General features: G+C 61.0%; 24 protein-coding genes. 13 read left to right on the top strand and 11 right to left on the bottom strand.

Annotated features, from left to right (window positions below; genetic code table 11):
• Window positions 1–9: 9 nt before the first annotated feature.
• Window positions 10–807, top strand: coding sequence for a polyprenol monophosphomannose synthase (locus tag HMPREF1219_RS02595; protein ID WP_016457461.1), 798 nt, complete (start codon window positions 10–12; stop codon window positions 805–807).
• Between the two features lie 49 nt (window positions 808–856).
• Here the strand turns inward: HMPREF1219_RS02595 and HMPREF1219_RS02590 are convergent, their stop codons facing one another.
• Window positions 857–1,243 (bottom strand): RNA polymerase-binding protein RbpA, encoded by a 387-nt coding sequence (locus tag HMPREF1219_RS02590; RefSeq protein ID WP_016457460.1) that lies wholly within the window; start codon window positions 1,241–1,243, stop codon window positions 857–859.
• 125 nt (window positions 1,244–1,368) lie between these two features.
• Between HMPREF1219_RS02590 and HMPREF1219_RS12430 the strand changes: the two genes are divergently transcribed.
• From HMPREF1219_RS12430 to HMPREF1219_RS12960, 3 genes are read left to right on the top strand one after another with little or no spacing between them, the layout of a single operon-like run.
• Window positions 1,369–1,707 (top strand): hypothetical protein, encoded by a 339-nt coding sequence (locus HMPREF1219_RS12430; protein WP_084594634.1) that lies wholly within the window; start codon window positions 1,369–1,371, stop codon window positions 1,705–1,707.
• Window positions 1,708–1,720: 13 nt separating this feature from the next.
• On the top strand, window positions 1,721–2,416 hold the full coding sequence (locus HMPREF1219_RS02585; RefSeq protein WP_016457458.1) for a YceI family protein: 696 nt from the start codon (window positions 1,721–1,723) through the stop codon (window positions 2,414–2,416).
• 6 nt (window positions 2,417–2,422) lie between these two features.
• Window positions 2,423–2,587: a hypothetical protein gene (locus tag HMPREF1219_RS12960; protein WP_016457457.1), complete on the top strand. Its 165-nt coding sequence runs from the start codon at window positions 2,423–2,425 to the stop codon at window positions 2,585–2,587.
• Between the two features lie 345 nt (window positions 2,588–2,932).
• Here the strand turns inward: HMPREF1219_RS12960 and HMPREF1219_RS02575 are convergent, their stop codons facing one another.
• The 3 genes from HMPREF1219_RS02575 to HMPREF1219_RS02565 form a co-directional block, all read right to left on the bottom strand.
• Window positions 2,933–3,700 carry a TSUP family transporter gene (locus HMPREF1219_RS02575; protein WP_016457456.1) on the bottom strand — a complete coding sequence of 256 codons (768 nt, stop codon included), beginning with the start codon at window positions 3,698–3,700 and terminating at the stop codon, window positions 2,933–2,935.
• Window positions 3,701–3,764: 64 nt separating this feature from the next.
• The gene (gene tpx, locus HMPREF1219_RS02570; protein ID WP_016457455.1) at window positions 3,765–4,265 is read right to left on the bottom strand and encodes a thiol peroxidase; all 501 of its coding nucleotides are present in this window, start codon (window positions 4,263–4,265) and stop codon (window positions 3,765–3,767) included.
• Between the two features lie 69 nt (window positions 4,266–4,334).
• Window positions 4,335–5,591, bottom strand: coding sequence for a hypothetical protein (locus tag HMPREF1219_RS02565; protein WP_016457454.1), 1,257 nt, complete (start codon window positions 5,589–5,591; stop codon window positions 4,335–4,337).
• Window positions 5,592–6,532: 941 nt separating this feature from the next.
• On the opposite strand from HMPREF1219_RS02565, the gene pflB reads away from it, so the two are divergent.
• The 3 genes from pflB (at window position 6,533) to pflA (ending at window position 10,024) form a co-directional block, all read left to right on the top strand.
• On the top strand, window positions 6,533–8,638 hold the full coding sequence (gene pflB / locus HMPREF1219_RS02555; RefSeq protein ID WP_016457453.1) for a formate C-acetyltransferase: 2,106 nt from the start codon (window positions 6,533–6,535) through the stop codon (window positions 8,636–8,638).
• A 58-nt stretch (window positions 8,639–8,696) separates the two neighbouring features.
• Window positions 8,697–8,948, top strand: coding sequence for an autonomous glycyl radical cofactor GrcA2 (grcA2, locus tag HMPREF1219_RS02550; protein WP_016457452.1), 252 nt, complete (start codon window positions 8,697–8,699; stop codon window positions 8,946–8,948).
• Window positions 8,949–9,154: 206 nt separating this feature from the next.
• A complete protein-coding gene (pflA, locus tag HMPREF1219_RS02545; RefSeq protein WP_016457451.1) occupies window positions 9,155–10,024 on the top strand; it encodes a pyruvate formate-lyase-activating protein in 870 nt (289 codons plus the stop codon).
• Here pflA and HMPREF1219_RS02540 read toward each other — a convergent pair.
• Window positions 10,021–10,668, bottom strand: coding sequence for a class I SAM-dependent DNA methyltransferase (locus HMPREF1219_RS02540; protein ID WP_016457450.1), 648 nt, complete (start codon window positions 10,666–10,668; stop codon window positions 10,021–10,023). The genes pflA and HMPREF1219_RS02540 overlap by 4 nt on opposite strands.
• A gap of 157 nt (window positions 10,669–10,825) precedes the next feature.
• On the opposite strand from HMPREF1219_RS02540, the gene HMPREF1219_RS02535 reads away from it, so the two are divergent.
• Window positions 10,826–12,136, top strand: a complete 1,311-nt coding sequence (locus HMPREF1219_RS02535; protein WP_016457449.1) for an SLC5/6 family protein — start codon at window positions 10,826–10,828, stop codon at window positions 12,134–12,136.
• Window positions 12,137–12,214: 78 nt separating this feature from the next.
• Here the strand turns inward: HMPREF1219_RS02535 and HMPREF1219_RS02530 are convergent, their stop codons facing one another.
• Window positions 12,215–12,667 carry a PaaI family thioesterase gene (locus HMPREF1219_RS02530; RefSeq protein WP_016457448.1) on the bottom strand — a complete coding sequence of 151 codons (453 nt, stop codon included), beginning with the start codon at window positions 12,665–12,667 and terminating at the stop codon, window positions 12,215–12,217.
• Between the two features lie 121 nt (window positions 12,668–12,788).
• Here HMPREF1219_RS02530 and gndA point away from each other — a divergent pair, with 121 nt between their 5' ends.
• The 5 genes from gndA to HMPREF1219_RS02505 all read left to right on the top strand — a co-directional run bounded on the left by gndA (window position 12,789) and on the right by HMPREF1219_RS02505 (window position 19,286).
• Entirely contained in the window at window positions 12,789–14,258 is a 1,470-nt protein-coding gene (gndA, locus tag HMPREF1219_RS02525) for an NADP-dependent phosphogluconate dehydrogenase (RefSeq protein WP_040426786.1), read from the top strand.
• 91 nt (window positions 14,259–14,349) lie between these two features.
• The gene (locus HMPREF1219_RS02520) at window positions 14,350–15,732 is read left to right on the top strand and encodes a hemolysin family protein (RefSeq protein ID WP_016457446.1); all 1,383 of its coding nucleotides are present in this window, start codon (window positions 14,350–14,352) and stop codon (window positions 15,730–15,732) included.
• Entirely contained in the window at window positions 15,733–16,776 is a 1,044-nt protein-coding gene (locus HMPREF1219_RS02515) for a hemolysin family protein (protein ID WP_016457445.1), read from the top strand.
• A complete protein-coding gene (locus HMPREF1219_RS02510) occupies window positions 16,769–17,695 on the top strand; it encodes a hypothetical protein (RefSeq protein ID WP_051120469.1) in 927 nt (308 codons plus the stop codon). Before HMPREF1219_RS02515 ends, HMPREF1219_RS02510 begins: the two co-directional genes overlap by 8 nt.
• Window positions 17,696–17,807: 112 nt before the next feature.
• The gene (locus HMPREF1219_RS02505) at window positions 17,808–19,286 is read left to right on the top strand and encodes a hypothetical protein (protein WP_016457443.1); all 1,479 of its coding nucleotides are present in this window, start codon (window positions 17,808–17,810) and stop codon (window positions 19,284–19,286) included.
• Between the two features lie 326 nt (window positions 19,287–19,612).
• Here HMPREF1219_RS02505 and HMPREF1219_RS02500 read toward each other — a convergent pair whose 3' ends face one another.
• The 5 genes from HMPREF1219_RS02500 to secA2 form a co-directional block, all read right to left on the bottom strand.
• On the bottom strand, window positions 19,613–20,161 hold the full coding sequence (locus HMPREF1219_RS02500; RefSeq protein ID WP_016457442.1) for a MerR family transcriptional regulator: 549 nt from the start codon (window positions 20,159–20,161) through the stop codon (window positions 19,613–19,615).
• A gap of 204 nt (window positions 20,162–20,365) precedes the next feature.
• Window positions 20,366–20,968, bottom strand: coding sequence for a bifunctional nuclease domain-containing protein (locus HMPREF1219_RS02495; RefSeq protein ID WP_016457440.1), 603 nt, complete (start codon window positions 20,966–20,968; stop codon window positions 20,366–20,368).
• A gap of 8 nt (window positions 20,969–20,976) precedes the next feature.
• Window positions 20,977–21,702, bottom strand: coding sequence for a transcriptional regulator FtsR (gene ftsR, locus HMPREF1219_RS02490; RefSeq protein WP_016457439.1), 726 nt, complete (start codon window positions 21,700–21,702; stop codon window positions 20,977–20,979).
• A gap of 478 nt (window positions 21,703–22,180) precedes the next feature.
• On the bottom strand, window positions 22,181–22,609 hold the full coding sequence (odhI, locus tag HMPREF1219_RS02485) for an oxoglutarate dehydrogenase inhibitor Odhl (RefSeq protein WP_016457438.1): 429 nt from the start codon (window positions 22,607–22,609) through the stop codon (window positions 22,181–22,183).
• A gap of 366 nt (window positions 22,610–22,975) precedes the next feature.
• Window positions 22,976–25,255, bottom strand: a complete 2,280-nt coding sequence (secA2, locus tag HMPREF1219_RS02480; protein ID WP_016457437.1) for an accessory Sec system translocase SecA2 — start codon at window positions 25,253–25,255, stop codon at window positions 22,976–22,978.
• Between the last annotated feature and the right edge of the window lie 508 nt (window positions 25,256–25,763).

The following is a 25,763-nucleotide window of genomic DNA, read 5'->3' as shown; positions in this document are numbered from 1 at the left end:
GTAGTTTCTATGGCTGACAACACCACTTTGGTTATCATCCCGACGTTTAACGAGCGGGAAAACCTCCCCCTGATCTCCGCGCGGCTGATGAAGGCCGTCCCCGAGGTTGACCTCCTCGTTGTGGACGATAACAGCCCCGATGGGACCGGCGAGGTGGCCGACGGGCTGGCGGCGGACAACCCCCGCATCCACGCTGTGCATCGGACGGCGAAGGAGGGATTGCTCGCGGCCTACGTTGAGGGATTCACGTGGGGCCTGGACCGTGGATACCAGGTCATCTGCCAGATGGATGCCGATGGTTCGCACGCCCCGGAGGACCTGCCCAAGCTCCTGCAGGAAATCGAGCGCGGCGCGGACCTGGTCATCGGCTCCCGTTACGTGCCCGGTGGCAAGGTGGTCAACTGGCCAAAGAAGCGGTACGTCCTGTCCAAGGGAGGCAACCTCTACATCGGCCTCATGCTCGGCGGTGGTCTCACGGATATGACCGCCGGGTACCGTGCCTTCAAGCGGGAGGTTCTCGAGGCACTCGATTTTGACGAGCTGTCCAGCGCCGGCTACATCTTCCAAACCGACATCGCCCGCCGCGTCCTGCGAATGGGCTTTGACGTGCGCGAAGTTCCGATCACCTTTACCGAGCGGGAGCTCGGCGAATCTAAGCTCGACGGATCATTTGTGGGGGATTCCCTCAAAGTTGTGACCGAGTGGGGACTCAAGCACCGTGGCAAGCAGGTTCTCTCCTTCGCCGAGGGGCTCGCCAGGAAGGCGGCCGACGGGTTGAAGAGCGTCAATGGCAAGATTGACGAGTAGTACTGGATAGACAAAAGGCACGGTTTAAGAAACCGTGCCTTCTTCTTTTCTAGGATTCCTTCTTCGCTTCTTCTTCCTTTTGCTGCTTGAGCAGCTTGGTGGCGGTGCGGCGGCGCTTGCGAAGAGCATCGATCCGCTCGTCGAGAAGCTCCTGGAGCTCATCCATGGAGCGCCGCTCACACAACATGTCCCAGTGGGTCCGCGGCGGCTTGGCGGGCTTCGCCTCGGTGCCCTCGCCTTCCACGAGGGTTCCCATCTTGCCGTTCTTACACAGCCACTCCTGAGGAATTTCAGCGTCGTCGGCAAACGGCACCTCGAAGATCTCGTTGTCTTCGGTGCGATACTTCACCATCTGGCGCGGCGCGAGATCATGATCGCGGTCAGTTTCGTAGCTTACGGCGCCCATGCGGCTGCCGCGCAGTACCCGATCTGCCATGTAGCTGCAACTTCCCTTCGTGAATTTGTAATTGATACTGTTCCGGCCACGCGAAAACAGTCGCGTAAATCACCATTATAACCCATGGTGTCTGCTCGTCCCGTCCGTGACGTAGGGTTAGTAGCGTGGAACCGCCAACCAAACGCCGCAAACAGCCGACCTGCGCGTGGTGCGGCAAACCCCTTGCTACCGGTACCCGCGGGCGTCGCCGCAAATACTGCAGCCAGGCATGCCGCCAACGAGCATACGAACAAAGAAACAACCTGGCCAACACGAATATTCCCGCCGATGCCGTGATGATTACCCCCGAGCAGGTGGAAGGGCTAAAAGACCAGCTCTTTGAGGTACGCTGCGCGGCCGAAGACATCCGCGAGGCGATTGCCGACGGGGCGTCCACCGACGAGCTGGCTCCACTCATCGATGAACTGGTTACCCTAACTAGAGAAGCCGAGCGTTTGAGGTAATATAAGCCACATTATGCGTCGCAGGAAATTACCTCTCATCGTCCCCATAGCCATCGTGGTTATCGTCGTTGTCACTCTCGCCGGTGTGGGCCCGATCGTGTACCGCGCTTTCACCTCGCACGGGGTGAAGACGGAGGGGATTAGCCAGACCGGCCTGACCCACGCGTCCACCGATCTCAACGGCACCTGGAGGGTCGTCCCGGGCCCGGAGGCCAACCACTCGTCGGTTGGTTTCACTTTCTACGAGATTCTTCCCAACGAGAAGAAGTACACCTCTGGCTCCACTCGCGCTGTGGAAGGCGAGGTAACAGTGGAGGATTCCACGCTGACCTCCGGCACCGTCGAGGCAGATCTGGTCAAGCTGCGCACGGATGTGCAGGACCGCGACGTGAGCATCCGCCTCAAGCTGTTCCACACCGATCAATTCCCAACCGCGACGTTCACGTCCACCGAGCGGGTCGATCTGTCTGGGCTACCTGAGGACGGATCTGTGGCTCAGGTGACCATCCCGGGTGACCTCACTGTTCATGGTGAGACCAACCATGTCAAGCCGGTATTTGACGTCGTTCGCCACGGAAAGCAAATTACAATTGCTTCCACTTTGCCTATTAATCGGCTCGATTACAACGTCAAGCCACCGGAGTTCGTTGCAGCACTCATCAACGAAGAGGGCGAGGCGAACATTCGCCTCACGTTTGAAAAGGAGTAACCCGGCGTGTTGATGAACCGCATGCTGCCTTTCATCTGGATCCGGCTTGTTGTCCTCATCGGCTTCACAATCTTCGTCGCCGTGAAGTCGATGTGGGTTGTCACTATCATTGCCGTGGCGCTCATCGGGTGGACCATTTTCCAATTGGTCTACGCGTACAAGCATTTGTGACCGCAATTCGTCACAGTGACGTAATGGTGACGCATATACAGTCAACCAAAATCGAGGGGTGAGGGGGTAGATAGGCCTCAATCGGAGGCTAAAAACCCCGTGCCGCCGTGCGGATAGCTCACGCAGAGAGGCGGGCCGAAGTGGGGATCCACACCGCTGAAAGAACCCAGCCAGTCGCACACACAGACAACTCGGAGGGGCGTTCGCATGCTAGCTCACGCTGCGAGACGGCAGGTAACCAGGAGGGACGTTCGCGTACCACCGACATTTGAGCCCTTTCTATATAACTGTCCGATAATGTACATTATGTCATTTAGGATGAGGGCGGTACACCCCGCCGCGTGGCTACGCGGCGGCGAACTGGTCGTAACCTAGCTTGGCTGCCATGACCACTACCAGTACGAGGATGAGCACGCGCAACATCCCAGCCCCCTTTGCCAACACCATGCGCGCTCCAATTTGTGCGCCGATCATGTTCGCCACGGCGAGCGCGATTCCCAGGCCCCACATGATCTCGCCACTCAACGAGAACACGATGAGCGCGCCCAAGTTGGTGAACGTGTTGGTGATCTTCGCCCACGTGGCGTTTTCTAGAAAGTCCCCGCCGCGCAGGCTGACGAAGGCCATGATGAAGAACACACCCGTGCCCGGGCCGAAGGATCCGTCGTACACACCGATGGCCAGGGTCGCGACGCACATCGCAATGATCCGCCCCACCGTCTTGCTGTGGACTGCGGTTTGTTGCCCAAACGACGGCTTGAACAAGACATAGGCTCCCACAAGGACGAGCACGACGGCAATGATCGGCCGCATGATCTCCTTGTTAATACTGGCCGCGACGAGTGCCCCTCCCGCAGCGCCCAGAAGCGCAAACGGCGCGTAGCGCAGCGAGCTTCGAGCGCCGTCAATTTTACGGCCCAGGGTGACGGCCGCACTCCCCGTTCCCACGATCGCCGCGATCTTGTTTACCCCGAGAGCCTGAGCGTTGGTGAACTGCGGGTTACAGATGAGGATGAGAGGGAGAAGAATGAGACCACCGCCACCGATGAGGGCGTCGATAAGCCCAGCGACGAGAGAACCAGCGAACAGAAGCAGGAAGACCAGCGGAGACACCAACACCCCTTGACAAAAATAAACGGTCGCGGGACAGATTCCCACGACCGCAAATTTTACAACTCTACGCAGACACTGCTGCAAGCGCCTCGTCGTAGTCCGGTTCCTCCCCGATCTCAGGAACCTGCTGGGTGTACAGGACGGTGCCATCCTCGTCCACAACCACCACGGCGCGAGCCAGAAGGCCAGCCAACGGGCCCGATTCCTGCACCACGCCGAAAGCCTCGCCGAAACCGTGGCGGAAGTCGGATGCCGTGGTCACATTGTCCAACCCCTCGGCAGCGCAGAAACGTTCAAGTGCGAAGGGAAGATCGCGAGACACACACAACACCGTGGTGTTATCCAGGCTCGAAGCCTTCTTGTTGAAGGTACGCACCGACTGGGCGCACACGCCCGTATCCACGGACGGGAAAATGTTGATGACGAGCTTCTTGCCCGCAAAATCAGCGTTGGTCAGTTCTTTGAGTTCCCCCGAGACGACGGTGAAGTCCGGTGCCTTGCTCCCCTTGCTCGGGAGCTCACCGGACGTGCGGACCTCTAAACCTTGAAAAGTAATCGTAGCCATGCATCCCAATGTAGAGAAAACACCAACCGTACGCCACGGACAGGCCGCTCACCTGCCCTTATCCCCACCCTATGAACCGACGACTACCTGTCGCACGCCCACATACTTCTCCTGGGCGAGCGCCTCCATCGAGGCGAGGCTAAACTGCACGAGCCTCCTGTAACAGGAATCGAAGCCCATGGCCGCGGCCTGCGCACCCGCAACCTCAAAGTTGGTGCGGGAAGCACGGAAACTCGGGGCGACGTGGGAATCGTAATCAACACAACTACGCAGAGGCATCCCCGTCTCCTGTACAAGCAAACCGGGCAACGCCTGTGCCGCGGGCAGGGTGAACGTTGGCGCAAGGTAATCGCGGAAAAGCTGGAGAACGTGGTCCGTCGGATTTTCCTGGCCGATGGAGACGAGCGCTGCGACACCCATCGCCCCCACCGGTGACACGTTGTGACGCGCCCACCGCGCGAAAGCCTGAAAGGAATTAACCGGCAGGAAGTTGGCGTAATCGCCGGTGACAACAGCGGTGAAGCGTCTGGCGGCATGGCCTTCATGGGGAACCGGGAACGGTATCCGTGTCACGTCCACACCCGGCAGGCGCATGGCTCGAACCTTCTCCACGTTGAGGGCGTCGGCGCTGAAGTACGACGCGCGCGCCCCCAACGAGCGGGCGGTGGCGCTGATAGCGGCACCGTTAAACCCAAACTCTCCAACCATGTCCCCGCTGCGAATATCAAGCGATTGGCACAAGGTGGTACAAGCCCGCTGTTGCGCCTCTCCTATGTCCGCGGCCTCGACAGAACCTGGTGCAGAGATAGACGTTGACTCAGTGGTGGACGTTGGATGCAGCGTGGTGGGAATACCGGAATTAAAGATCCCGACGGCGCAGCTCGCCCCATCGCCGCTGAACAAGCTGCGAAGCTCGTGGGGAATTCCCATCACGTCATCGGCATCAGCAACCGCATCGAACGGCCGACGGGCCCGCGCCCGCTTCTTCCCCACCGGCTTGACGGTGAGGCGGCGCTTGGGCTGGTACCCCACCGCAATGAGCTTCCTCAGCACGGATCCGAGATCCGTGGCGTCCCATTCCCCTGCCATGTAGGACTCGCCGAGCCCGAGCCAGCCAGCTTCGGCGATCCGGTAGAACAAGGCATCCGAATGGACCACGAGGTCACCGTCAAGACCAACCGTAAGCCCGGCAGCGTCGAACGTGCGCGCCAAGTGGGCCTCTTCCTTCTTGGCCTGCGGTCCGCGAAGAAGCCCCATGGTTGGCACGGTGGCCACTGCCGGCCACAGCTGGGGATCGATGTGTTCTAAGTGCGACGGAGTTTTCATTGCCTATTATCTTTGCAAAGTTCCGGGCAACCTGGCACCAGGACACACCCTCGCGCGATAGTAGGAACCCGCTCTCACCCCACAACCGGAAACAAAATGTGGGGATCGCGAAAACGCGAAGCATTGGCAAACATCAGACCCCCGTCAGTGAAGATCGTACCTTTGCCCTAAAACTACCTAGGAGCAAACAGTCCCGAGCACACATCGTCACACATAACTCGCCTCCCTCAACTTATGAACCACGCCGTATTGGACCGCAGATTACCTATAAATAGCCTAGGAATTCCTCAAAAGGGCTTGTTAGAGCGGCAGCGCGACGGATCGCCACACTTGCTCCCCTCCCCCTTCGCCATTAACCATTGATTATCGTGCCCTTTTACTCGCCACTCGACCGAGCCAATCGCCTACCCAGCCAACTCGCTTGGTTGTCTGATGTCCATGACCGGAAATTCTTCCCCGTTTTAGCCAACACTTCCAATTTCCCCTTTACGGGGGCAATGCGTGCGTACTTCATTCAATACCAAAAGGACAGTTTTAACCTAGGTCATCTGATGTCTGCTTGATTAACCTTGCCTTTTACATCTCTCCGGGGCTAGAGACGATACCCATACGGTCAAAGATGTGTTTTTCAACCCCACTTTCTTTGTGACATGCCTCATATTTTACATATAGATTTCTCACATTCCACAGTCGGACGAACCCCGCTTCGGATATAACCAGGCTGGTCAGCGCTTCAATGGCGGTGACACCTCGCAACGCCACCGCCATCGGCTAAAAATTGTTCACCATTTCTTGTGTACAGTGAGTCCCGAAAGGCCGCTTGTCGCGGACGCACCCTGGCGTGCGACATTCACGGTAGTGGGGACACTCCTGAACTATTGACAGCGACTCCCGGCCATAAACCGTAAGTTTTTACTGACCTAACCCGAAAGGCGGGAACTGTGACTGCACAAGTAGACAACAAGCAGGTCGCTCCAGAGTGGGAGGGCTTCGAGCCCGGTAACTGGCAAGAGGAAATCGACGTTCGCGACTTCATCCAGAAGAACTACACGCCGTACGAGGGCGACGCCGAGTTCCTGTCCGGCCCAACCGACAAGACCAAGCGCGTGTGGGATCACCTCGAGGAGAACTACCTCTCCGTCGAGCGCAAGAAGCGCATCTACGATGTCGACACCGAGACCCCGGCGGACATCGACGCTTTCCCGGCCGGTTACATCTCTGAGGATGACAACGTCATCGTCGGCCTCCAGACGGATGTTCCGCTCAAGCGCGCCATGATGCCCAACGGTGGCTGGCGCATGGTCAAGCAGGCTATCAAGGAAGCGGGCAAGGAAGTCAACCCGGACGTGGAGAAGATCTTCACCCGTTACCGCAAGACGCACAACGACGCGGTGTTCGACATCTACACCCCGCGCATCCGTGCTGCTCGTTCCTCCCACATCATCACCGGTCTTCCGGATGCCTACGGCCGTGGCCGCATCATTGGCGATTACCGCCGCGTAGCGCTGTACGGTGTCGATTACCTCATCGAGGAGAAGACCGCCGCTAAGGATAAGGTCGCCGGCGAGAACTTCTCCGAGCACTGGGCACGCTACCGCGAGGAGCACTCCGAGCAGATCAAGGCCCTCAAGAAGCTCAAGCACATGGCTGAAATGTACGGCTTTGACATCTCCCGCCCGGCCAAGACCGCTCAGGAAGCAGTCCAGTGGACCTACTTCGGCTACCTAGCCTCTGTGAAGAGCCAGGACGGTGCCGCCATGTCCTTCGGTCGCCTGTCTGCTTTCTTCGATTGCTACTTCGAGCGCGACCTCGCCGCCGGCACCATCACCGAGCAGGACGCTCAGGAGATCATCGATGCGCTCGTGATCAAGCTCCGCATTGTTCGCTTCCTCCGCACCGAGGACTACGACCAGATCTTCTCAGGCGACCCTTACTGGGCAACCTGGTCTGACGCTGGCTTCTCCAACGACGGTCGCCCGCTGGTGACCAAGACCTCCTTCCGCCTGCTCCAGACCCTGCGTAACCTTGGCCCGGCCCCGGAGCCGAACATCACCATCTTCTGGGATCCCGCGCTTCCTGAGGGCTACAAGGAATTCTGCGCAGCCATCTCCATCGAGACGTCCTCCATCCAGTACGAGTCTGACAAGCAGATTCGTAAGCAGTGGGGCGACGATGCCGCAATTGCCTGCTGTGTGTCCCCCATGCGCGTGGGTAAGCAGATGCAGTTCTTCGGCGCTCGCGTGAACTCCGCTAAGGCTCTCCTGTACGCCATGAACGGCGGCCGCGACGAAATGAGCGGCAAGCAGGTCACGGATGTCCGCGACGGCATCAAGGGCGATGGCCCGCTGGACTTCGACGAGGTCTGGGAAAAGTACGAGGAGATGCTCGACTGGGTCGTCGGCACCTACGTTGAGGCCCTCAACATCATCCACTACTGCCACGATCGCTACGCCTACGAGTCTGTGGAGATGGCTCTCCACGATTCCGATATCGTGCGCACCATGGGCTGTGGCATCGCTGGACTGTCCATCGTGGCCGATTCGCTGGCCGCCATCAAGTACGCCAAGGTGTACCCGGTCCGCGACGAGACCGGCCTCATTGTTGACTACAAGACGGAGGGTGACTTCCCCCGTTACGGCAACGACGATGACCGTGCCGACGATATCGCGGCAACGGTGGTCCACACGATCATGTCCAAGATCAAGGAAATCCCGATGTACCGGGATGCCATCCCGACCCAGTCCGTGCTGACCATCACCTCCAACGTGGTGTACGGAAAGGCCACCGGCGCCTTCCCGTCCGGTCACGAGGCGGGCACCCCGTTTGCACCCGGTGCCAACCCCGAAAACGGTGCGGACAGCCACGGCATGGTCGCGTCCATGCTGTCGGTGGGCAAGCTCGACTACAACGATGCTCTCGACGGTATTTCCCTGACCAACACCATCACTCCTTCCGGCCTCGGCCGCAACAAGGATGAGCAGGTGAACAACCTGGTCGGAATCCTCGACGCAGGCTTCATCATCGATGAGAACTCCTGCCCGGCCTAAGATTTCCCACCCTAACCCGGGCGTCCCCGCCCACAACACATCAGAAAGAGAGAAAACAATGTCTGCTCAGACTTTCGAATCCCGTATGGCTTCCATGAAGGACAACCGCGAGAAGAACAACTCCGAGTCCGGTCTCTACCACGCCAACATCAACGTGCTTGACCAGTCCACCCTCGAGGATGCCATGGAGCACCCCGAGAAGTACCCGAACCTCACCGTTCGCGTCTCCGGCTACGCCGTGAACTTTGTTAAGCTCACCCGCGAGCAGCAGCTCGACGTTCTTTCCCGCACCTTCCACCACAACGCGTAGGATGATGCGTTCCCCCGCCGTTTACGGCGCCGGGGATAACTTGTGAACAACGCCCGCGATGTGTGCAAACACTCGCGGGCGTTACCCTTTACCGCCGATGGCATTTAGGTAGTATCTAACGTACGGTAATAAGGGAGCCCACCGAGGCCAGGGGCTCTACGCTGGTGGCCTCCAACTTTTTCAACACACATTGAGGTGAACACACTGTGGCTGACGGTCTAAATTCAACCGTGACTATTGCCCCTTCAGACGGTGAACGTGTGAGGGGCATGGCTGGCGGCATCGGCGGGAACGTAGAGCTCGAGGAGGCTCAGCGCTCCGAGCTGTTCGCCGCGAGGAGAACGGGCTCTGTGGGGCTCGTCCACTCGTGGGAGCTCGTCACCGCAGTTGATGGCCCAGGTACACGGATGACCCTCTTTCTCTCCGGCTGCCCGCTGCGGTGCGTGTACTGCCACAACCCGGACACGATGGACATGAAGGAGGGCACGCTCGAGGACGTCGAGGCGATTATCAAGAAGATCAAGCGTTACCGTCCAGTTTTCAACGCTTCCGGCGGCGGACTTACCATCTCCGGTGGAGAGCCCCTCTTCCAGATTGCTTTCACCCGACGGATCTTGGAAGCAGTCCATGCCGCGGGCGTTCACACGGCCATCGATACCTCCGGGTTCCTCGGAGCGCGCCTCACCGACGAGGATATTTCCAACATCGACCTGTTTCTGCTCGACGTGAAGTCTGGGTTCCCGGATACCTATAAGCGCGTCACCGGGCGCGACCTGCAGCCGACCCTCGATTTTGGTGAGCGTCTGACCAAGTTGGGCAAGAAGATCTGGATCCGATTCGTCCTCGTGCCGGGTTGGACCGACGCCCCCGAGAACGTGGAGAAGGTCGCCCAGATCGTCTCACGGTGGAAGAGCTCCGTCGAGCGCGTCGAGGTGCTCCCCTTCCACAACATGGGAGCGGACAAGTGGAAGAACCTGGACATGGAGTACAAGCTCGAGGGAGTCAAGCCTCCCTCAAAGGAATCCGTGGAGGCGGCCCGCGACGTGTTCCGCTCGTACGGGCTCAACACTTTCTAGAGTTTCCGCAACCGACCGAGATCGATCGTCGCAGTTTTCGCGCGGGGCCTGTCGTGCCCCGCGCGTTGCGCTATCACCACGGCAAACGTCGATTTTCCCCGGGTGAAGGGGCGGATGTCCCAACTGCTCAAAAGGAGGGATGTGGTGAGCCCCGCCTCCTCGATGTCTGCTTGGCATTGCTCCAGGCTGTAGCCTCTATCCAAGCCAAAACCGGCGGCGATGCGGCCACCCGGCGCAAGCACGGCCGCGAGGTTGGACCAGGCCGTGACTTGGGTGCCTGGCTCGAGGAACGTCAGCACGTTACCTGCGCTGACGATGGCGTCGAAAGGACCACGCGGAAGCCCCTCTCCCACAAGATCTCCCACCTGCCACGTCGCCTCAGGGTGGCGTGAGCGGGCTATCCCGATGAGGTAGGGATCGATGTCTACTCCGGTGACCGTGTGGCCACGCTGAGCGAGATAACCTCCGATCCTCCCCTGCCCACAGCCAGCGTCTAAGATACGAGACTTCCTGTCCACCAGGGCGTCGACAAGCCTAGCCTCCCCAAAAATATCCTTCCCCTCGGCGGCGATTCGGTCCCAGCGCTGGGCATAGTTGGCGGAGTGCTGCGGATTACGGTCGGTGATTTCTTTCCACGTTGGCATAACAACTACTGTAGCCTACCCACTCGGGGGTACCCTGAACGCTAAATATGGTTTGTTTGCGGGCATGTTGAACGCTTAGGGTGGTGTACAAGACGTGTTGAACAAATTGTGACCCGTTCAACATAGCCAGTCCCGTCTCCGACTGAAAAGGACCATTATGGCTGCAGAAAACGATTCCTCGACCAGCGCCGCGACAGAATCCGCCGCGCGCTTCGACGAGCTCCCCTCCGACCTCAAGGCCTACGACCGCAGTTGGGTGTTTAGCCTCTTCGGCACGGCCGTCGGTGCCGGAATCCTGTTCCTCCCGCTCAACGCGGGCATTGGTGGCTTCTGGCCGCTGCTTATTGTCACCCTCCTCATCCCGGGGATGACGTACTTCTCGCACCGTGCGCTGTCACGTTTCGTGTGCCTATCCCCCGGCTACGGCGATGACATCACCGTGGTCGCTGCGCAGTACTTTGGCCGCATCCCCGGCTGGATCATCACGATCCTGTACTTCCTGGCAATCTACCCCATCGTGCTCATCTACGGGGTATCAATCACAAACACCGTCAACTCGTTCTTTGTCAACCAGCTGGGCTGGCCCGAAGTTCCGCGAGCGATTCTAAGCGCCATCCTCATCGGCGCCATGATGGCCGTGCTGCTGTGGGGCGAACGGCTTATGCTCATTGTCACGGGATGGATGGTCTATCCCCTCATCGCCTGCCTGTTCGGCGTATCCATTTACCTCATTCCCTCCTGGGACTTCCGCGGGCTGATGGAAATTGGTGACAGCTCCCCCAGCGCGATCGCGTACTCGGTGTTCATCATCATCCCCGTCATGGTGTTCGCCTTCAACCACTCGCCGGCCATTTCCCAGTTCTCCGTAGCCATGCAACGCGCCCACGGATCCCGCTCCACCCAGCACGCCTCCCGCGTCCTGTTCTGGACCATGGTGCTGCTTGTCGTGTTCACCATGTTCTTCGTGTGGTCCTGCGTCCTCTCCCTCGGCCCGGACGGAATGGCCGAGGCCAAGGAACAAAACCTGCCCGTTTTGTCCTACCTGGCAAACGTCCACGGCAACCCGTTCATCTCCTACCTCGGGCCGCTCATCGCCTTCGCGGCGATCGTCTCCTCCTTCTTCGGGCACTACCTCGGCGCCTCCGAGGGCGCAGCCGGCATCATCCGCGCATCGGCCCCCGCATTTGTGGAGCGTGTGGGGGTGAAGACGGTGAACATCGGTGTCGCCGTGTTCATGTTCATCACCACCTGGATCGCGGCGATCATGAACCCGTCCGTCTTGTCCATCATCGAGTCGCTTTCCGGCCCGGTCATCGCCGCTATTCTCTACCTCATGCCGATGGTGGCGATCTACACCGTGGACGTGTTCAAGCCCTACCGCAAGAACGCCTCCAACATCTTCGTCATCGTCACCGGCCTCATTGCCATCAGCGGCATCTTCCTCGGGCTGGTCAACCTGTTTAACTAACGCGTGCGCGCCGCCCCACATGCGGGCGGCTCAAACCCGTGCTTACCACGCCGTCTCGCCCCAGGCGAGGCGGTTTTTTTAATCCATGCGGGGCGATAACACGATGCAGCGAACAGTGGAGCGGGCAAGAATTCGCCCCTCACACTCGCAGCTGACCTCCCACAGGTGCAGGGTCCGCCCCGTGTGCACCGGGCGGGCCGTGGCGCGAATTGTGCCGTGGGATGCCGACGCGATGAAGTCGGTGGAGTTGGAGAGCCCGGCGATCCCGCGCCGGGCCCCCGTAGCGACGAGGGATCCCACCGATGCTGCCGACTCCGCCAGCGCGGCGTACACCCCGCCGTGGACGATGCCCCAGGGTTGCAACACCTTGGGCGTGATCTCTAATTCCAGCGACACTTCCTGCGCACTGATGTGCACGTAGCGGGTACCGAGGGTGCGATCCACACCCGTGATGAGCGAGTTAAAGGTTGTTCGTTCATCCTCGTTCAAGGGGCGGGAGGCGGCAGTCGCACAGAGGTCACGTAGATCCATGACCTTCACGCTACCGCACAACGCTCTCTCCAGGCCGAGTATGCGCCGCACAGACAGAAAGAGTTGGCAACTACACGGCTGTTCCTATGACCGCGGGGCGCGTCTGGGTACGATACAAGGTATGACAGACTCGACTACTGCTTCCGCAGCACAGCACAATTCCCTCGCACAGATCGGCGTGGTAGGACTCGCCGTGATGGGCTCCAACCTCGCCCGCAACTTCGCCTCCAAGGGGTACACCGTGGCGGTGTACAACCGCACCTACGCCAAGACCGAGGCGCTCATGGAAAACCACGGCTCAGAGGGCAATTTCATCCCCTCCGAGACGATCGAGGAGTTCGTGGCGAGCCTGGAAAAGCCGCGCCGCGCCATGATCATGGTGCAGGCCGGTGCCGCCACCGACGCGGTCATCGAGCAGCTTGCCAGCGCAATGGAGGAGGGCGACATCATCATTGATGGCGGCAACTCCCTGTTCACCGACACCATCCGCCGTGAGAAGCAGGTTCGCGCACGTGGACTCCACTACGTGGGCACGGGTGTGTCCGGCGGCGAGGAAGGCGCCCTCCACGGACCGTCGATCATGCCCGGTGGCACGGAGAAGGCATACGAGTCCCTCGGCCCGCTCCTCGAGTCGATTTCTGCCAAGGTCGATGGCGAGCCGTGCTGCACCCACATCGGTGCCGACGGTGCCGGTCACTTTGTCAAGATGGTTCACAACGGCATTGAGTACGCGGATATGCAGGTCATCGGCGAGGCCTACGACCTGCTGCGCCGGGTCGGTGGGCTGACCACCGATGAAATTTCCGAGATCTTCACCGAGTGGAACAAGGGCGACCTCAACTCGTACCTGGTTGAGATCACCGCCGAGGTGCTCGCCCACAAGGATGCCGAAACCGGCAAGCCGCTGGTGGACGTGATCGTCGATGCCGCAGGCCAAAAGGGCACCGGACGCTGGACCGCCAAGGAGGCTCTCGACCTGGGTATCCCGGTCACCGGCATCGGCGAGGCCGTGTTCGCCCGGGCGCTGTCCTCCAGCCGTGAGCAGCGTGCCGCCGCGCAGGACAAGCTTCCCGCCGGCGAACTGTCCACCGACGCCGTGGACAAGGAACAGTTTGTGGAGGATGTCCGCCGCGCGCTGTACGCCTCCAAGCTTGTCGCCTACGCGCAGGGCTTTGACGAGATTCTTGCCGGAGCCAAGGAATACAACTGGACGATCAAGCCTGGAGGCTTGGCCAAGATCTGGCGCGGCGGCTGCATCATCCGTGCCACCTTCCTCAACCGCATCACCGAGGCCTTTGAGAAGAACCCGGAGCTTCACTCGCTGCTGCTTGACCCGTATTTCAACGGCGAGCTCAACGACCTCGTTGATTCCTGGCGTCGCGTTGTTGTTGAGGCGACCAAGCGAGGCGTGCCGGTTCCCGTGTTCGCCTCCTCGCTCAGCTACTACGATGGCCTGCGTTCCAAGCGTTTGCCCGCGGCCCTCATCCAGGGCCAGCGTGACTTTTTCGGTGCGCACACCTACAAGCGAGTGGACAAGGAAGGCACCTTCCACACGCTGTGGTCCGAGGACCGCTCCGAAGTACAGTACTAACTGAGGAATAACTGCACACTGTGACAGCGACCTGTGCCTGCTCCGACGACGTCGGTGCAGGCATTTGCTGTTATGCTATGTGTGATCACTGATGGACATATTTTTAAGCATTCTTTCCCTGCTCGGCTTTGTCGCCCTCACTGGGCTTACAGGGTTCTTTGTGGCGATCGAGTTCGCCCTCACCGGCCTCGAGCGGGCGACCATCGACAGTCACGTGAAGCAGGTGGGCGACCGCCCGGCGAAGGCGATCCAGGATGCCCACAACAAGCTCTCGTTCGAACTTTCCGGAGCTCAGTTGGGTATCACCATCACCACGCTGGCTACCGGGTACCTCGCGGAGCCCGTGTTGTCCACGTACTTCACACCACTTTTGACGTGGCTCGGGCTGCCCACGGAGATGGCAACCACCGTGGCGCTGGTGCTCGCGCTCATCGTGGCCACCTTATTGTCCATGGTGTACGGCGAGCTTGTTCCCAAAAACCTCGCCATCACTAACCCTCTGGCCACGGCGCGTTTCGTGGTTCCCCCCGTGCAGTGGTTCAACAAGGTGTTTTCCTGGTTCATTCGCTCCCTCAACTGGGCCGCGAATTTCCTCGTTCGCAAGCTGGGGGTGGAGCCTGCCGACGAACTCGCCTCGGCCCGCACGCCCCAGGAGCTGGGAGCCCTGGTGCGCAACTCCGCCAACCACGGCAAGTTTGATAAATCCGAGGCCCTCATGCTCGATCGCTCGCTGAAGTTCGGCGAATCCGACGCGGACGAGTTCATGACCCCGCGCTCCACCATCGTCTCCCTCCAGGCCGATGACACCATCACCGACCTCCTCAACGTGGCCATCGAAACGGGGTACTCCCGGTTCCCCGTGGTCGACGGCGACCTCGACGAGACGCTCGGCGTAGTACACGTGAAATCCGCCTTCTCCGTTCCGCGGGAGAAGCGTTCCACCACGAGCGTGCGCGAATTCGCCCGGAAGGTCCCCGTTGTCCCCGAGTCCCTCGACGGCGACGCGGTGCTCAAGGCCGTGCGCTCCGCCGGCTCGCAGGTGGTTCTCATCGCCGACGAGTACGGTGGCACCGCTGGCTTTGTCACCATGGAGGACGTGGTGGAGGAAATCCTCGGCGAGGTGTACGACGAGCACGACAACGCCGACGAGGAGATCGAGATCAGGCGCTTGGGCACGCACAGCTGGGATGTTTCCGGCCTTGCCCGGGTGGACGAGCTTGCAGAAAAGATCGGCTACTTCGCCCCCGAGGGCCCGTACGAATCTCTCGGTGGGCTCATCATGTACGCCCTCGGCGCGATTCCATCCGGTGGGGAAACCCTCCTGCTCCCGGAGACTGATCGCGATTACCTGGACGAGTTCGAGTCCGGGTTGCCGGGGCGATGGGTCGCGCGCATCACGTCCATGGACGGACGGCGTGTGGATAGAGCGGTGCTCACACCCATTACCGCCGAGGAAGCAGAGGAGTTCAAGTAAATGACTATCTGGACCGCTGCTCTCCTCATCATTGTTTTGTTGCTGGCCAACGCCTTCTTTGTGGGTGGCGAATTCGCACTCATCTCCTCGCGCAAAGACCGCCTGGAAACCCTCATCAGCCAGGGCAATCACCGCGCCAAGACGGTTCTTGGGGCGATGGAGCACCTGTCGCTCATGCTCGCCGCCGCCCAGCTCGGCGTGACTATCGCCTCACTCATCCTGGGCAAACTGGGCGAGCCCGCGATCGCGCACCTGCTTGAGCGGCCGTTTTCCAGCCTCGGCATTCCGCCGGACTTGTTGCACCCCCTGTCCTTTGCGATCTCGCTGTTCATCATCACGTTCTTGCACATCCTGCTGGGAGAGATGGTGCCCAAGAACCTGGCTATCGCTGGCCCCGAATCGACCGCGTTGATTTTGGTGCCCGCGCTCATCGCGTTTGAGAAGGTCACCCGCCCGTTCATCCACTTTGTCAACTGGATCGCCCGCATGACCCTCAAGGCGTTCGGGATTGAGCAGAAGGACGAGCTGGACTCCACCGTTGACTCCTCGGCTCTGGCCGCCATGATCGCCGAGTCACGTTCCGAGGGGCTTATCGACGCCGAGGAGCACGCCCGGCTCAAGAAGGCTCTGGCGGCCGCCCGCCGCAGTGTGAAGGAGCTGTGTATCCCCCTCGACCAGGTGGTGTCCCTGCCGCTGAACCCCACGGTCAACCAACTGGAGGAGGCCGTAGCCGAGACGGGCTTCTCCCGCTTCCCCGTTCTTTCCTCAACCGGGTTCGTGGGCTACATCCATGTGAAGGATGTTCTGACCACGATGGTCAGCGACGATCCGGCGACCGAGCAAGAGACGATCCAGCGCAGCGACATCCGCTCGCTCAAGGTTCTCGATGCCGCCACCCCGATGGATGACGCGTTGCGTATCCTGCGCCGCGACCGCGCCCACATGGGCCTCATTACCGAAAACGGGAAGATCTTGGGCATCGTCGCGCTAGAGGACCTCATCGAGGAATACGTAGGAACAGTGCGTGATTGGACCCATGAGTAACACCGACACACTCCACCCGGGCTCCCACACGGCACCGGTTACCGTCCTTGCGGAAGAGGAATGGCGCGAACTGGCCGAGGCACACGCAACACGGATTGACGAGCTCACCCGCAACCACCTGGAGCGCCATGCCCGCGGCGAAAAGCACCCTGTGTGGGACTTCCTGTTTGACTATTACCGCTACTCCCCCGGCAAATTTCGCCGCTGGCACCCCGGCGTCACTGTGGCTCTCGAAGGCGAATGCCCGCACCGCGAGTGGAAATACTACCGCTCCGACGGTGGGCTGACGCAGTGCGATAGCGACGCGTTTTTGGCAAAACGTGGCAAGGCGGCGCGCTACATCGCCGACCTGCTCGCCGGCACGATGGCCCGCACAGCCCATTTCGATTGTTTTTGCCTCCACGAGTGGGCCATGTGCTATAAGACGGATACCCCACGACACAACCTGCCTTTGCGTCTCGGCGGCGCGGGCGTCAACACCGTAGTCGAGTCGCACGATATTCGTTGTACTCACTACGACGCGTTCCGTTTCTTCACCCCGCCTGCTCGTCCTCTCAACGGCCAGCAGTTGACCAGGGAGAGCCAGCTTTCCTGTGAACAATCCGGGTGCCTCCACGCGACAATGGACCTGTACAAGTGGGCTTTCAAGCTAGAACCCCTCATCCCCAGCTCGCTTATCCTCCAGGCCTTTGAACTCGCTAGCCAAGCGCGGATACTTGACATGCAGGCCTCCCCCTACGATTGCGCGGAGCTTGGGCTCGCTCCCATTCCGGTGGAGACAACTGAAGGCAAGGCGGAGTTTGTCCACCGGCAGCGCGCACTCGCTGAACAGGGCACTGCTATCCGCCGGGAACTTCTCCTCGTGCTCGATGCCGTGGGTGTTCGTCCCGCCTCGCCCGACGAACTGCCTGTACAATAAGAGCTCAGGCTCAAAACTCTCCTACAATGGGGAACGGGGTGCGCCTCACGAGCGTGCAGCTGGCGGGCCGGCCCCGATGGATCATGACCGAACTACAGAAGGTGAGCTAACCGTGGCACGTCACTCGACCGGGGAAAACAATTACTCCGTGTCTAAAGGCTTCATCGCTTTCCTCGTCATCATTGCCCTCGCTCTCGCGGGGGCGGTGTACGCCTGGATGAACCGCGATTCACTCGGCGGGCAGTCCGATACTGTGGCGGTTGACTGCGCGGAAGGGGACGTTCAGTTCAAGGTAGCCGCCAGTACTGATAGCCCAGTGATAGACAAGCTCACCGCTTACCAGGAGTCCTCCCCCGTCGTCCAGGACCACTGCGTCAAAGCTAGCGTCACCGACGACATCAACGCTGCGGCCGGCATCGCCGTTGCCGGGACCCCGTACAGCGTGCAGCAGTATTTGGCACAGTCTGGTCGCTCCGGTGCCTCCGAAAACTGGCCCATCGCCGCCGAGACGAAGCTCGGGCTAGCGCACAAGGATGGCACAGACTTCCCGGCCGGAGACTGGAACAACCTGCGCAGCCTCGAGGTCGCTTTCCCCTCCGATAACCCGACAGTTTCCACCGCAGTTGCTGCCGCGCTTGCAAACGGCGATGCCGGCGCGGCCTCCGAGCTGCTGGAAAAGGGGCAGGTTGAATCCCTCGATGCAGCTGTGTCCGAGGGGCGCACCGTCATCGCGGTGAGCGAGTCGCAGACCCCGGCGGGTTACTCATTCCACAGCCCGGACGGGTTCGCCCTTCCCACCTACTTTGTTCCTCTAACGGCCACGGATAATGTGTCCGAGCTCGAGGCCCGGGCCGCCTTCGATTTCGCTTCGTCACTGACGGGGGACAACACGATCGCCCAGCCGGACGATACCCATGCCCGGTGGCTTGCGGCCGGTGCCGCGCTCAGTGGAGCGGGACAGGCCCCAGCAGATCAGTCGGCTGCTCAGGCGGAGTCCGTCGAGCCCCGCGATACCCTTATCCTGCTTGATGCCTCGGCTGCCATGAGCAACGTGGCGCAGGGGTCCGAGAACTCGTGGCTGAGCGAGGCACAGTCCGCAGTGGCCGATTATGCCCGTGCCGTCGGCGGCGCAGGCAAGAGCGTCTCCCTGTGGAACTACTCGTCTCCGCTCAACCCGGGTGTGACCAAGGGCTGGCGCCAAAACGTCACCTTCGACGCTGGCCAGGGCGGACAGGAGGCAGCCGACCACGTGGTTATCCTCGGTGCCGGCGGCGAGTCATGGACCCGCTCCAGTGTCCTTGCCGCTCTTAGCACAGCCGCCGATAGAAGCCGTCAGATCCAGGCCCCGGTTGACCTCACCGTCCTCACCACGGGGACGGCCGATCGTGGCGATGACGCGGCCTTCGTCGACCAGCTGGGCGCTGCCCGCGGCGATGCGGACGTCCGGGTGAACGTCATCCACATCGGCCGCGGCGAGCACGACGAGCCCCTCGGGCAGTGGGCCGAGTCCACCGCGGGAATGACCACCGACGTCGCCACTCCGGAAGCCCTGCAGATGGCACTCACCTCGCTGGCGCCCCAACAGAATTAGAGTCCCCCCGCCACCACACCAAGGCTCCCACCACTGTGGGAGCCTTCGTTTCATATAGATGACTTCGCCTACTCTTCCCCTCGCCACGCCCGCTCCACCCGCGAACACCACGCTGCATAACCTGCGTCAGTAGCCCCTCGCCCACCGCGTTTGGGCACACAAAACCGCGCGGTGGAAGGCACCCTTAGCCTTCCACCGCGCGGCCGAAATCTTCCACGACTCCCGCGCACCTACGCGGGAGGTCAAGCGGCGGGGTCGAGCAGGACCACCTCGCACGTGCCAATCACGTGGCAGCTTGTCCGCTCAGCGTCTCCCCCGCTTATGCCCTAGGAGAGCTTGCGGCGACGGCGCTCAGCAAGCTCATCGAACCCGGTGCTCACGGTATCCTCGCCACCCTGGTCGAGGCGCTCGTGCGGGAACTGCGTAATTGTGCCGGTGAGATCCTTCATGATGCTGGGAACAGCGATACCAAACACGCCCTGGCCACCATTGAGGAGGTCGATGACCTCGTCCGCCGAGCGGCACTCATACACAGTCTTGCCATCGGAGACAAGGGTGATGTTGGCCAGATCGTTGACACCCAGGTCGCGCAGCTTCTCCACCGCTGACCGGATGTTCTGCAGCGAAATGCCGGTATCAAGAAGACCCTTGACAATCTTGAGCACCAAGATGTCACGGAATGAGTAGAGGCGCTGGGAGCCGGAGCCGTGCGCGCCCCGAATGGAGGGCTGCACCAACTTGGTGCGATCCCAGTAATCCAGCTGGCGGTAGGTGATGCCAGCCACCTGACACGTCGTGGGGACCCTGTATCCCACTTCCTCATCGGGACCGATATCAAAGAGGGACTCTTGCATCGGGCGCTCGTCGTTTACCATGTGCCGTCCTTATAGTCGTGGTTTTTTTCGTTGTCATTCACAAATGTAGGGTATTCCAACCCTGTAACTCTGAAGTTCAACTTTAACATTAGTCACACTCATGTAGTTTACAAGTCGAGCGCGGTGTGTCGCGCCCCAACTTAGAACAGGTGAGCGAAAACTGGGCCGTCCTCGGGGGACAGAGCAAGCGACATCCCGCCCAAACTAGCCTTCGTCGCCCTCGCCCACGCCATCATCGGGGCCGAGATCTTCCATCCCCAGCCGCAAATCGTTCTCACTGAAGCCCAAGTCTGTCATCAACGCGGAGAATTCGTCATCGTCCGAGATGTCAATCGCAGTGCCCGCATCCACGTGCGTCGCGGGCGAGCTCAGCTCCTCGGTGCCCTCGAAAAGGTCGACGATGTCCGTTTCCTCGTCCACCGAGAAGGCGCATTCCTCTACCACGGTGTCGCTCACAAAAATCGGCTGCTCGACAATGTCGGCGATGATCAGCGCATCCGTCGGCCGGCAATCAATCTCCTCGCCGTCGTTGAGGAGCACGGAGGCGTAGAAAACACCCTCGGAGTAGCCAGTGATAGCGATCTTATCCACCCCGGCATCCTCGATCCTGTCAAACAACAAGTCGATGGCCTCGGGCCGATTGGGTTGCTGCAGGAGTCTCCGTTCCAGGCGTTGGGCGGTGTTTCCGCTCACCCAGACAGGAAGGAGCACGCCCTCCATCCGGAAGCTGAGGCACGCGTACATGCGGTCGAAGGAGTACCACACCTGGTCCAGGGTCACCTCGTGCAGCGCAGGCTTAGAACTCACGGTGGCCCCTAACCGCGCAGCGCGTTCTTCAGCAACGTCGCGTGCAGCGACACGACAAGCGCAGCGATTTCCTGCTGCTTCTCGTTGGCACGATGCCGCGCCGTCTCGTCCTTGGCCAGCGCGTACGGGCGGGTCACCTGCTCCACAATGTCCGACTGTCGCACGGCCGCGTTCTTCAGGCTCTTGAGGTGGCGGGACTCAAGCCCGGCCTCCGTCAGCCTCGCCACGGTGGACACGATGGCCATGTCGTCGGCGGTGAAATACCCGGCCGGGTCCGGGGCGATGAGGCCCAGTTTGATGCACTCGGCCACGAGCCCGTCGTTGGTGCCCGCCCCGGAGGCTAGGTCGGCGTCCGAGAGTCGCACGGGTGCGGGGTCGCGGAAGTTCTCCGGGCTCACCACTGGCGTGGAGGAACTTCCGCTCATGATGGAGGCGACTTCACCGGAATCGATCGCTTCCAGCTGCTCGCGGATAACTTTGAGGGGAAGGTAGTGGTCCCGCTGCGTGACAAGAATGTAGCGCAAGCGGTTGACATCATCCTCGGTGTACCGGCGGTAGCCAGACGAGGTCCGCGAGGGCGAAATGAGCCCCTCTGACTCAAGGAACCTGATCTTTGAGACGGTGACCTCAGGAAATTCCTCGTTAATCCGCTTCAGCACCACGCCGATCGACATGGTCTTCTTCGCCCGGGGAATACGATTGCTTTTGGCCGGCCCAAAAGCCGCCGCGGTCATCTCGCTTTTACGTGCAGGAACGCTCACACAATCCTCTTCTACTGAACAACTCACCGGTAAGCTAACGCCGCTGCTTACCTTTTCACTCCATCGTAACAGCCCCAGGCTGGCACCTGTGCCGCATGAAAGAAATTGTACTCGCCCGCCACGGGGCTCATGCCGGCGAATTTGTGGGCACACACAGCGACGAACGGCGCGCTTCACACGGCCGTTGGTGCTACCGGTGGGTCCGACTAACGGTTGGAGCACTCCGGTACCTCGCTACGGAGCCACTCAGGCACCTCACGCACCCTTATTTTCGCTTGTCGACATCCCGTCCCGCGCCTCGTGATACCGTTCCACACCGCCCACAAGTCAAGGCCCAGGACCTGACAAAAAAGAAGCAGCCCCGAGGAGCTGCTTCTCTCACACAGGTTGGCTTACAAGTAGGCCACCCGACAGCCCGGGTGGGCTTGACTCCCTGCAGCCACCTACTTAGCTACTTAGCCTGGAGGTAAACCAGCCTGAACTTACCTATCTGGACCTCATCGCCACTGGAGAGCACCTGGCTGTTCTGCGGCTCGCGGTTAACGTAGGTGCCGTTGAGCGATCCCACATCGACCACCTCGTAGCCACCGTCGGTCTGCTTAAACTCCGCGTGGCGGCGCGACACCGTGACGTCATCGAGCAGGATATCTGAGTCTGGGTGGCGACCAGCGGTGGTAACCGGCTGATCGAGAAGGAAACGAGCACCCGCGTTGGGGCCCCGCTTAACCACGAGGAGCGCAGATCCTGCCGGAAGGTTTTCCGCGTTCAGCCCTGTCTTCGGGTGTGCCGTAGCCCCTGACTCCATCTCTTTGAGCAGATCCGCGCGGAACACGGACGTAGTTTCTACCTGTGCCTCAGGAATCTCGTTATGGTCTGCCATGCAACGGCCTCCAGTTCTCGTAGGAAAGCATTCGGTTGTATTCAACTATAGCCATTTCCGGCCGGGGTGGGGGTGATTTTGGCACGGGGAACTGACCTCGTTCCTCGCCTGGCTTTGTCCACACAGCGGTAGCACGCGTTGTGCAGGTGAGGGCACCGAAACGCCCGCGGAACAGTGGTCACGCACTGCCTAGGCAGGACGGACCCTGCACGCTGCCAGGGGCAAAGGTGAAAAGACCACACACTACCAAGGGCAAAGGTGGAAAGGCCACACATGGCCTTGGCAGAACCACCCGCCTGTGGCCCCAGGGTGCGCACCGATGCGCGACCGGCTGCGGCGATGCCACAGCCGGTCTGGTGCAAACGGTTAACGGAAAATGTCTGTCACGCCTTGGATAAAGCGGCCGGTCTTCTTTTCCAGAGGGTTGTCTCCCACCATGTAGGTCCATGTTGCCGAGGGCCTGCTCAGCCCGAGATCGTCCAGATGCGCGCCGTCGGCATCAATGAGCACCGTGGTAAACGTCTCCACAGCCTCATCGACGGCCCGGTTGACCAGGCTCTTGAACTCCCTCACGGCGATCCGGTGGAATTCCGTCAGCGGTGTTTCCCTGGCGATAGCCCGCAGGTGAATGGATTCTCGCACCTCGTCCATGAGTGCCAAATGATCACTCCACCCCATGTCCAGGTGGTAGAGCATGACCTCGCGGGCGGCCTGGACCAGCACGTCGTGGTCCACCGTCCCCTCCAGCTCTGCTACCCGCTGCGGGGCTCGCTCACGGAAATCCTCCAATGCCTTTTCCGTATCGAGGATTGTCGCGCGGCGCTCATCGATGATGACCCGCTGGTCCGCGAGGAGCTTAGAGTACTTCCAGGTTTGGGAGTGGATCTCCAGCAGCTGGCCTTCGGTCACGCGCTGGCAGTGCTCCACAAAATCCTGGATGCGCTTCTCCTCAATCAACCCGTCCGGACCGGGGTGGGCGGTGACGGATTCGCCGTCGCCGCCGGACAGGATGAGTTCGTCCTCCAGGGACACGTAGAACACGGCATATCCGGGGTCACCCTGGCGGCCCGCGCGTCCGCGAAGTTGGTTATCCAACCGGGAGGATTTGTACCGCCCCGTGCCGATGACGCACAGGCCGCCGAGTTCCACCACCTTGTCGTGCTCGGACTCGTCTGCGCCGCCGAGCTTGATGTCCGTGCCACGACCCGCCATCTGCGTGGACACGGTGATGCGCCCCACGTCGCCGGCCTCCGCGATGATGGTGGCCTCCTCGGCATCGTTCTTCGCGTTGAGCACGTTGACATCGATGTCATACTCCCGGATCGCCTCCGCCAACTGCTCGCTTTCAGCCACGTCGTGAGTGCCGATGAGGATGGGCTGGCCGGTGGCGTGGCGCTCAAGCACGTCCTCCACCACGGCGTTCATCTTCTCCTCGGCGGTGGCGTAGATCCTGTCGGCCTCGTCGAAGCGGCGCAGTGGCTCGGCGCGGTCGATGACGGAGACGCGCAGGTTATAGAATTCCCGCAGCTGATCGGTGGCTTCCACGGCGGTGCCCGTCATGCCACACACAGTGGGGTAGCGCCCGATAAGCGCCTGGAGCGTCATGGAATCGAGGATCCGCCCGCCCTCGGTGACGTCGAGCCCCTCCTTGGCCTCCACTGCGGCTTGGATTCCATCTGGCCACCGTTGCAGATCGGCAACGCGCCCCTTGGACGCGTCGATAAGCTGAACCTTCCCATCCCGGACGATGTAGTGCACGTCGCGCTGCAACAGTGCCTGCGCGTGCAGAGCCAGGTTGACGTGGACAAGTGTGGTGCCCACGTGCTCCTCGCTGTACAACGAGTCGATGCCGAGGGCTTTTTCCACCACCGCGGCCCCCTCGTCGGTGAGGAACGCGTTTCGCCCGTCGGCATCCACCGTGTAGTGCTTGCCGGCCTTGAGCCCGCGGACGATGTCGGTGATGTGTCCCTGCGGGGCTGTACCCGGAACCGAACCGGCGAGGACGAGCGGAACCAACGCTTCGTCGACAAGCACACTGTCCGCCTCGTCAACAATGGCGATGTCGGCCCCGTGCTGGACGGCATCCTCCCGGCGGACGATGAGCTGATCGCGCAGCACGTCGAAGCCGATCTCATTGACCGGGCCGTAGATGATATCCGCTTTGTAGGCGGCGATGCGCTCCTCGCGGGTGGATTTCTCGGTGATGAACGCCACACTGAGGCCGAAGAACTCCACGAGCGGGCGCATCCACGTGGCATCGCGCTCGGCGAGGTAATCGTTGACGGTGATGAGGTGCACGCGCTTGCCTTTGAGCGCGAAGCCCGTGGCTGCCATCGCCCCTACGAGCGTCTTGCCCTCGCCGGTGGCCATATGGATGACGTCGCCGTCGAGGAGCCGCAGCGTCGCCTGGGACTGGACGGCAAACGGCGTGAGCCCAATGGTGCGGGTGGAGGCGACGGACAAGGCGGCCAGAAACGCCGGCTTGACGTCCACGTTCTCACGTGTGTACTCGGCGAGCTCCGCGTCGCTCAGAGCAGCGAGATCGTCCGCCACGGTTGTCGCCTCGGCCACGATCTTCTTACTCTGCTTCTGGTTACGGCCCTTCTTTGCTCCAAGAGCATTCCAGAGCCAATCCATCCCAGCCATGTTGTCGCCTTCCTTTCGTCGCTCGTGCACACCACTGCATCGGCCTGTTTACCGTCGCGTCAGCTCGCGGAGCCCAATTTGGCTCACGGTCATGCCGATCGGCACCACCGACACCAGTGCAGGAGCATCGATAGCACGCTTACTACGGGCCACCACGGTGACGTAGCACAAACTGTGCGGACACCGCGTGACAACGGACAAAACTAGCTTTTAGCTTAGCCTACAGGTGGATACGTCACCTTCCCTAGGGGCACACTTCACCGGTCGTACGCACGCGAGCCGACGCCACCTTTCCTCACCAGTAGTGTGGGGGGCAGCACTGTGGGACCGCACACCGCATCTTCTCCCCACCGATCACCTCGTACAGCCTCGTTGCGCGTGGCGCAGCTCACCCCCGCCCGCTCGGCCCACCACTGACACACCTTTTCTGGGGGATAAATCACTACCATTGAAGGCGCACAAACTTCACCGACGCGGGCCCTCGTGAGTAGCCTATAGTGGCAGGCAG

This window comes from Corynebacterium pyruviciproducens ATCC BAA-1742 (genome assembly GCF_000411375.1).
In the GTDB taxonomy this organism is placed as follows: domain Bacteria; phylum Actinomycetota; class Actinomycetes; order Mycobacteriales; family Mycobacteriaceae; genus Corynebacterium; species Corynebacterium pyruviciproducens.
This window is presented reverse-complemented; position numbering and strand designations above follow the sequence as displayed.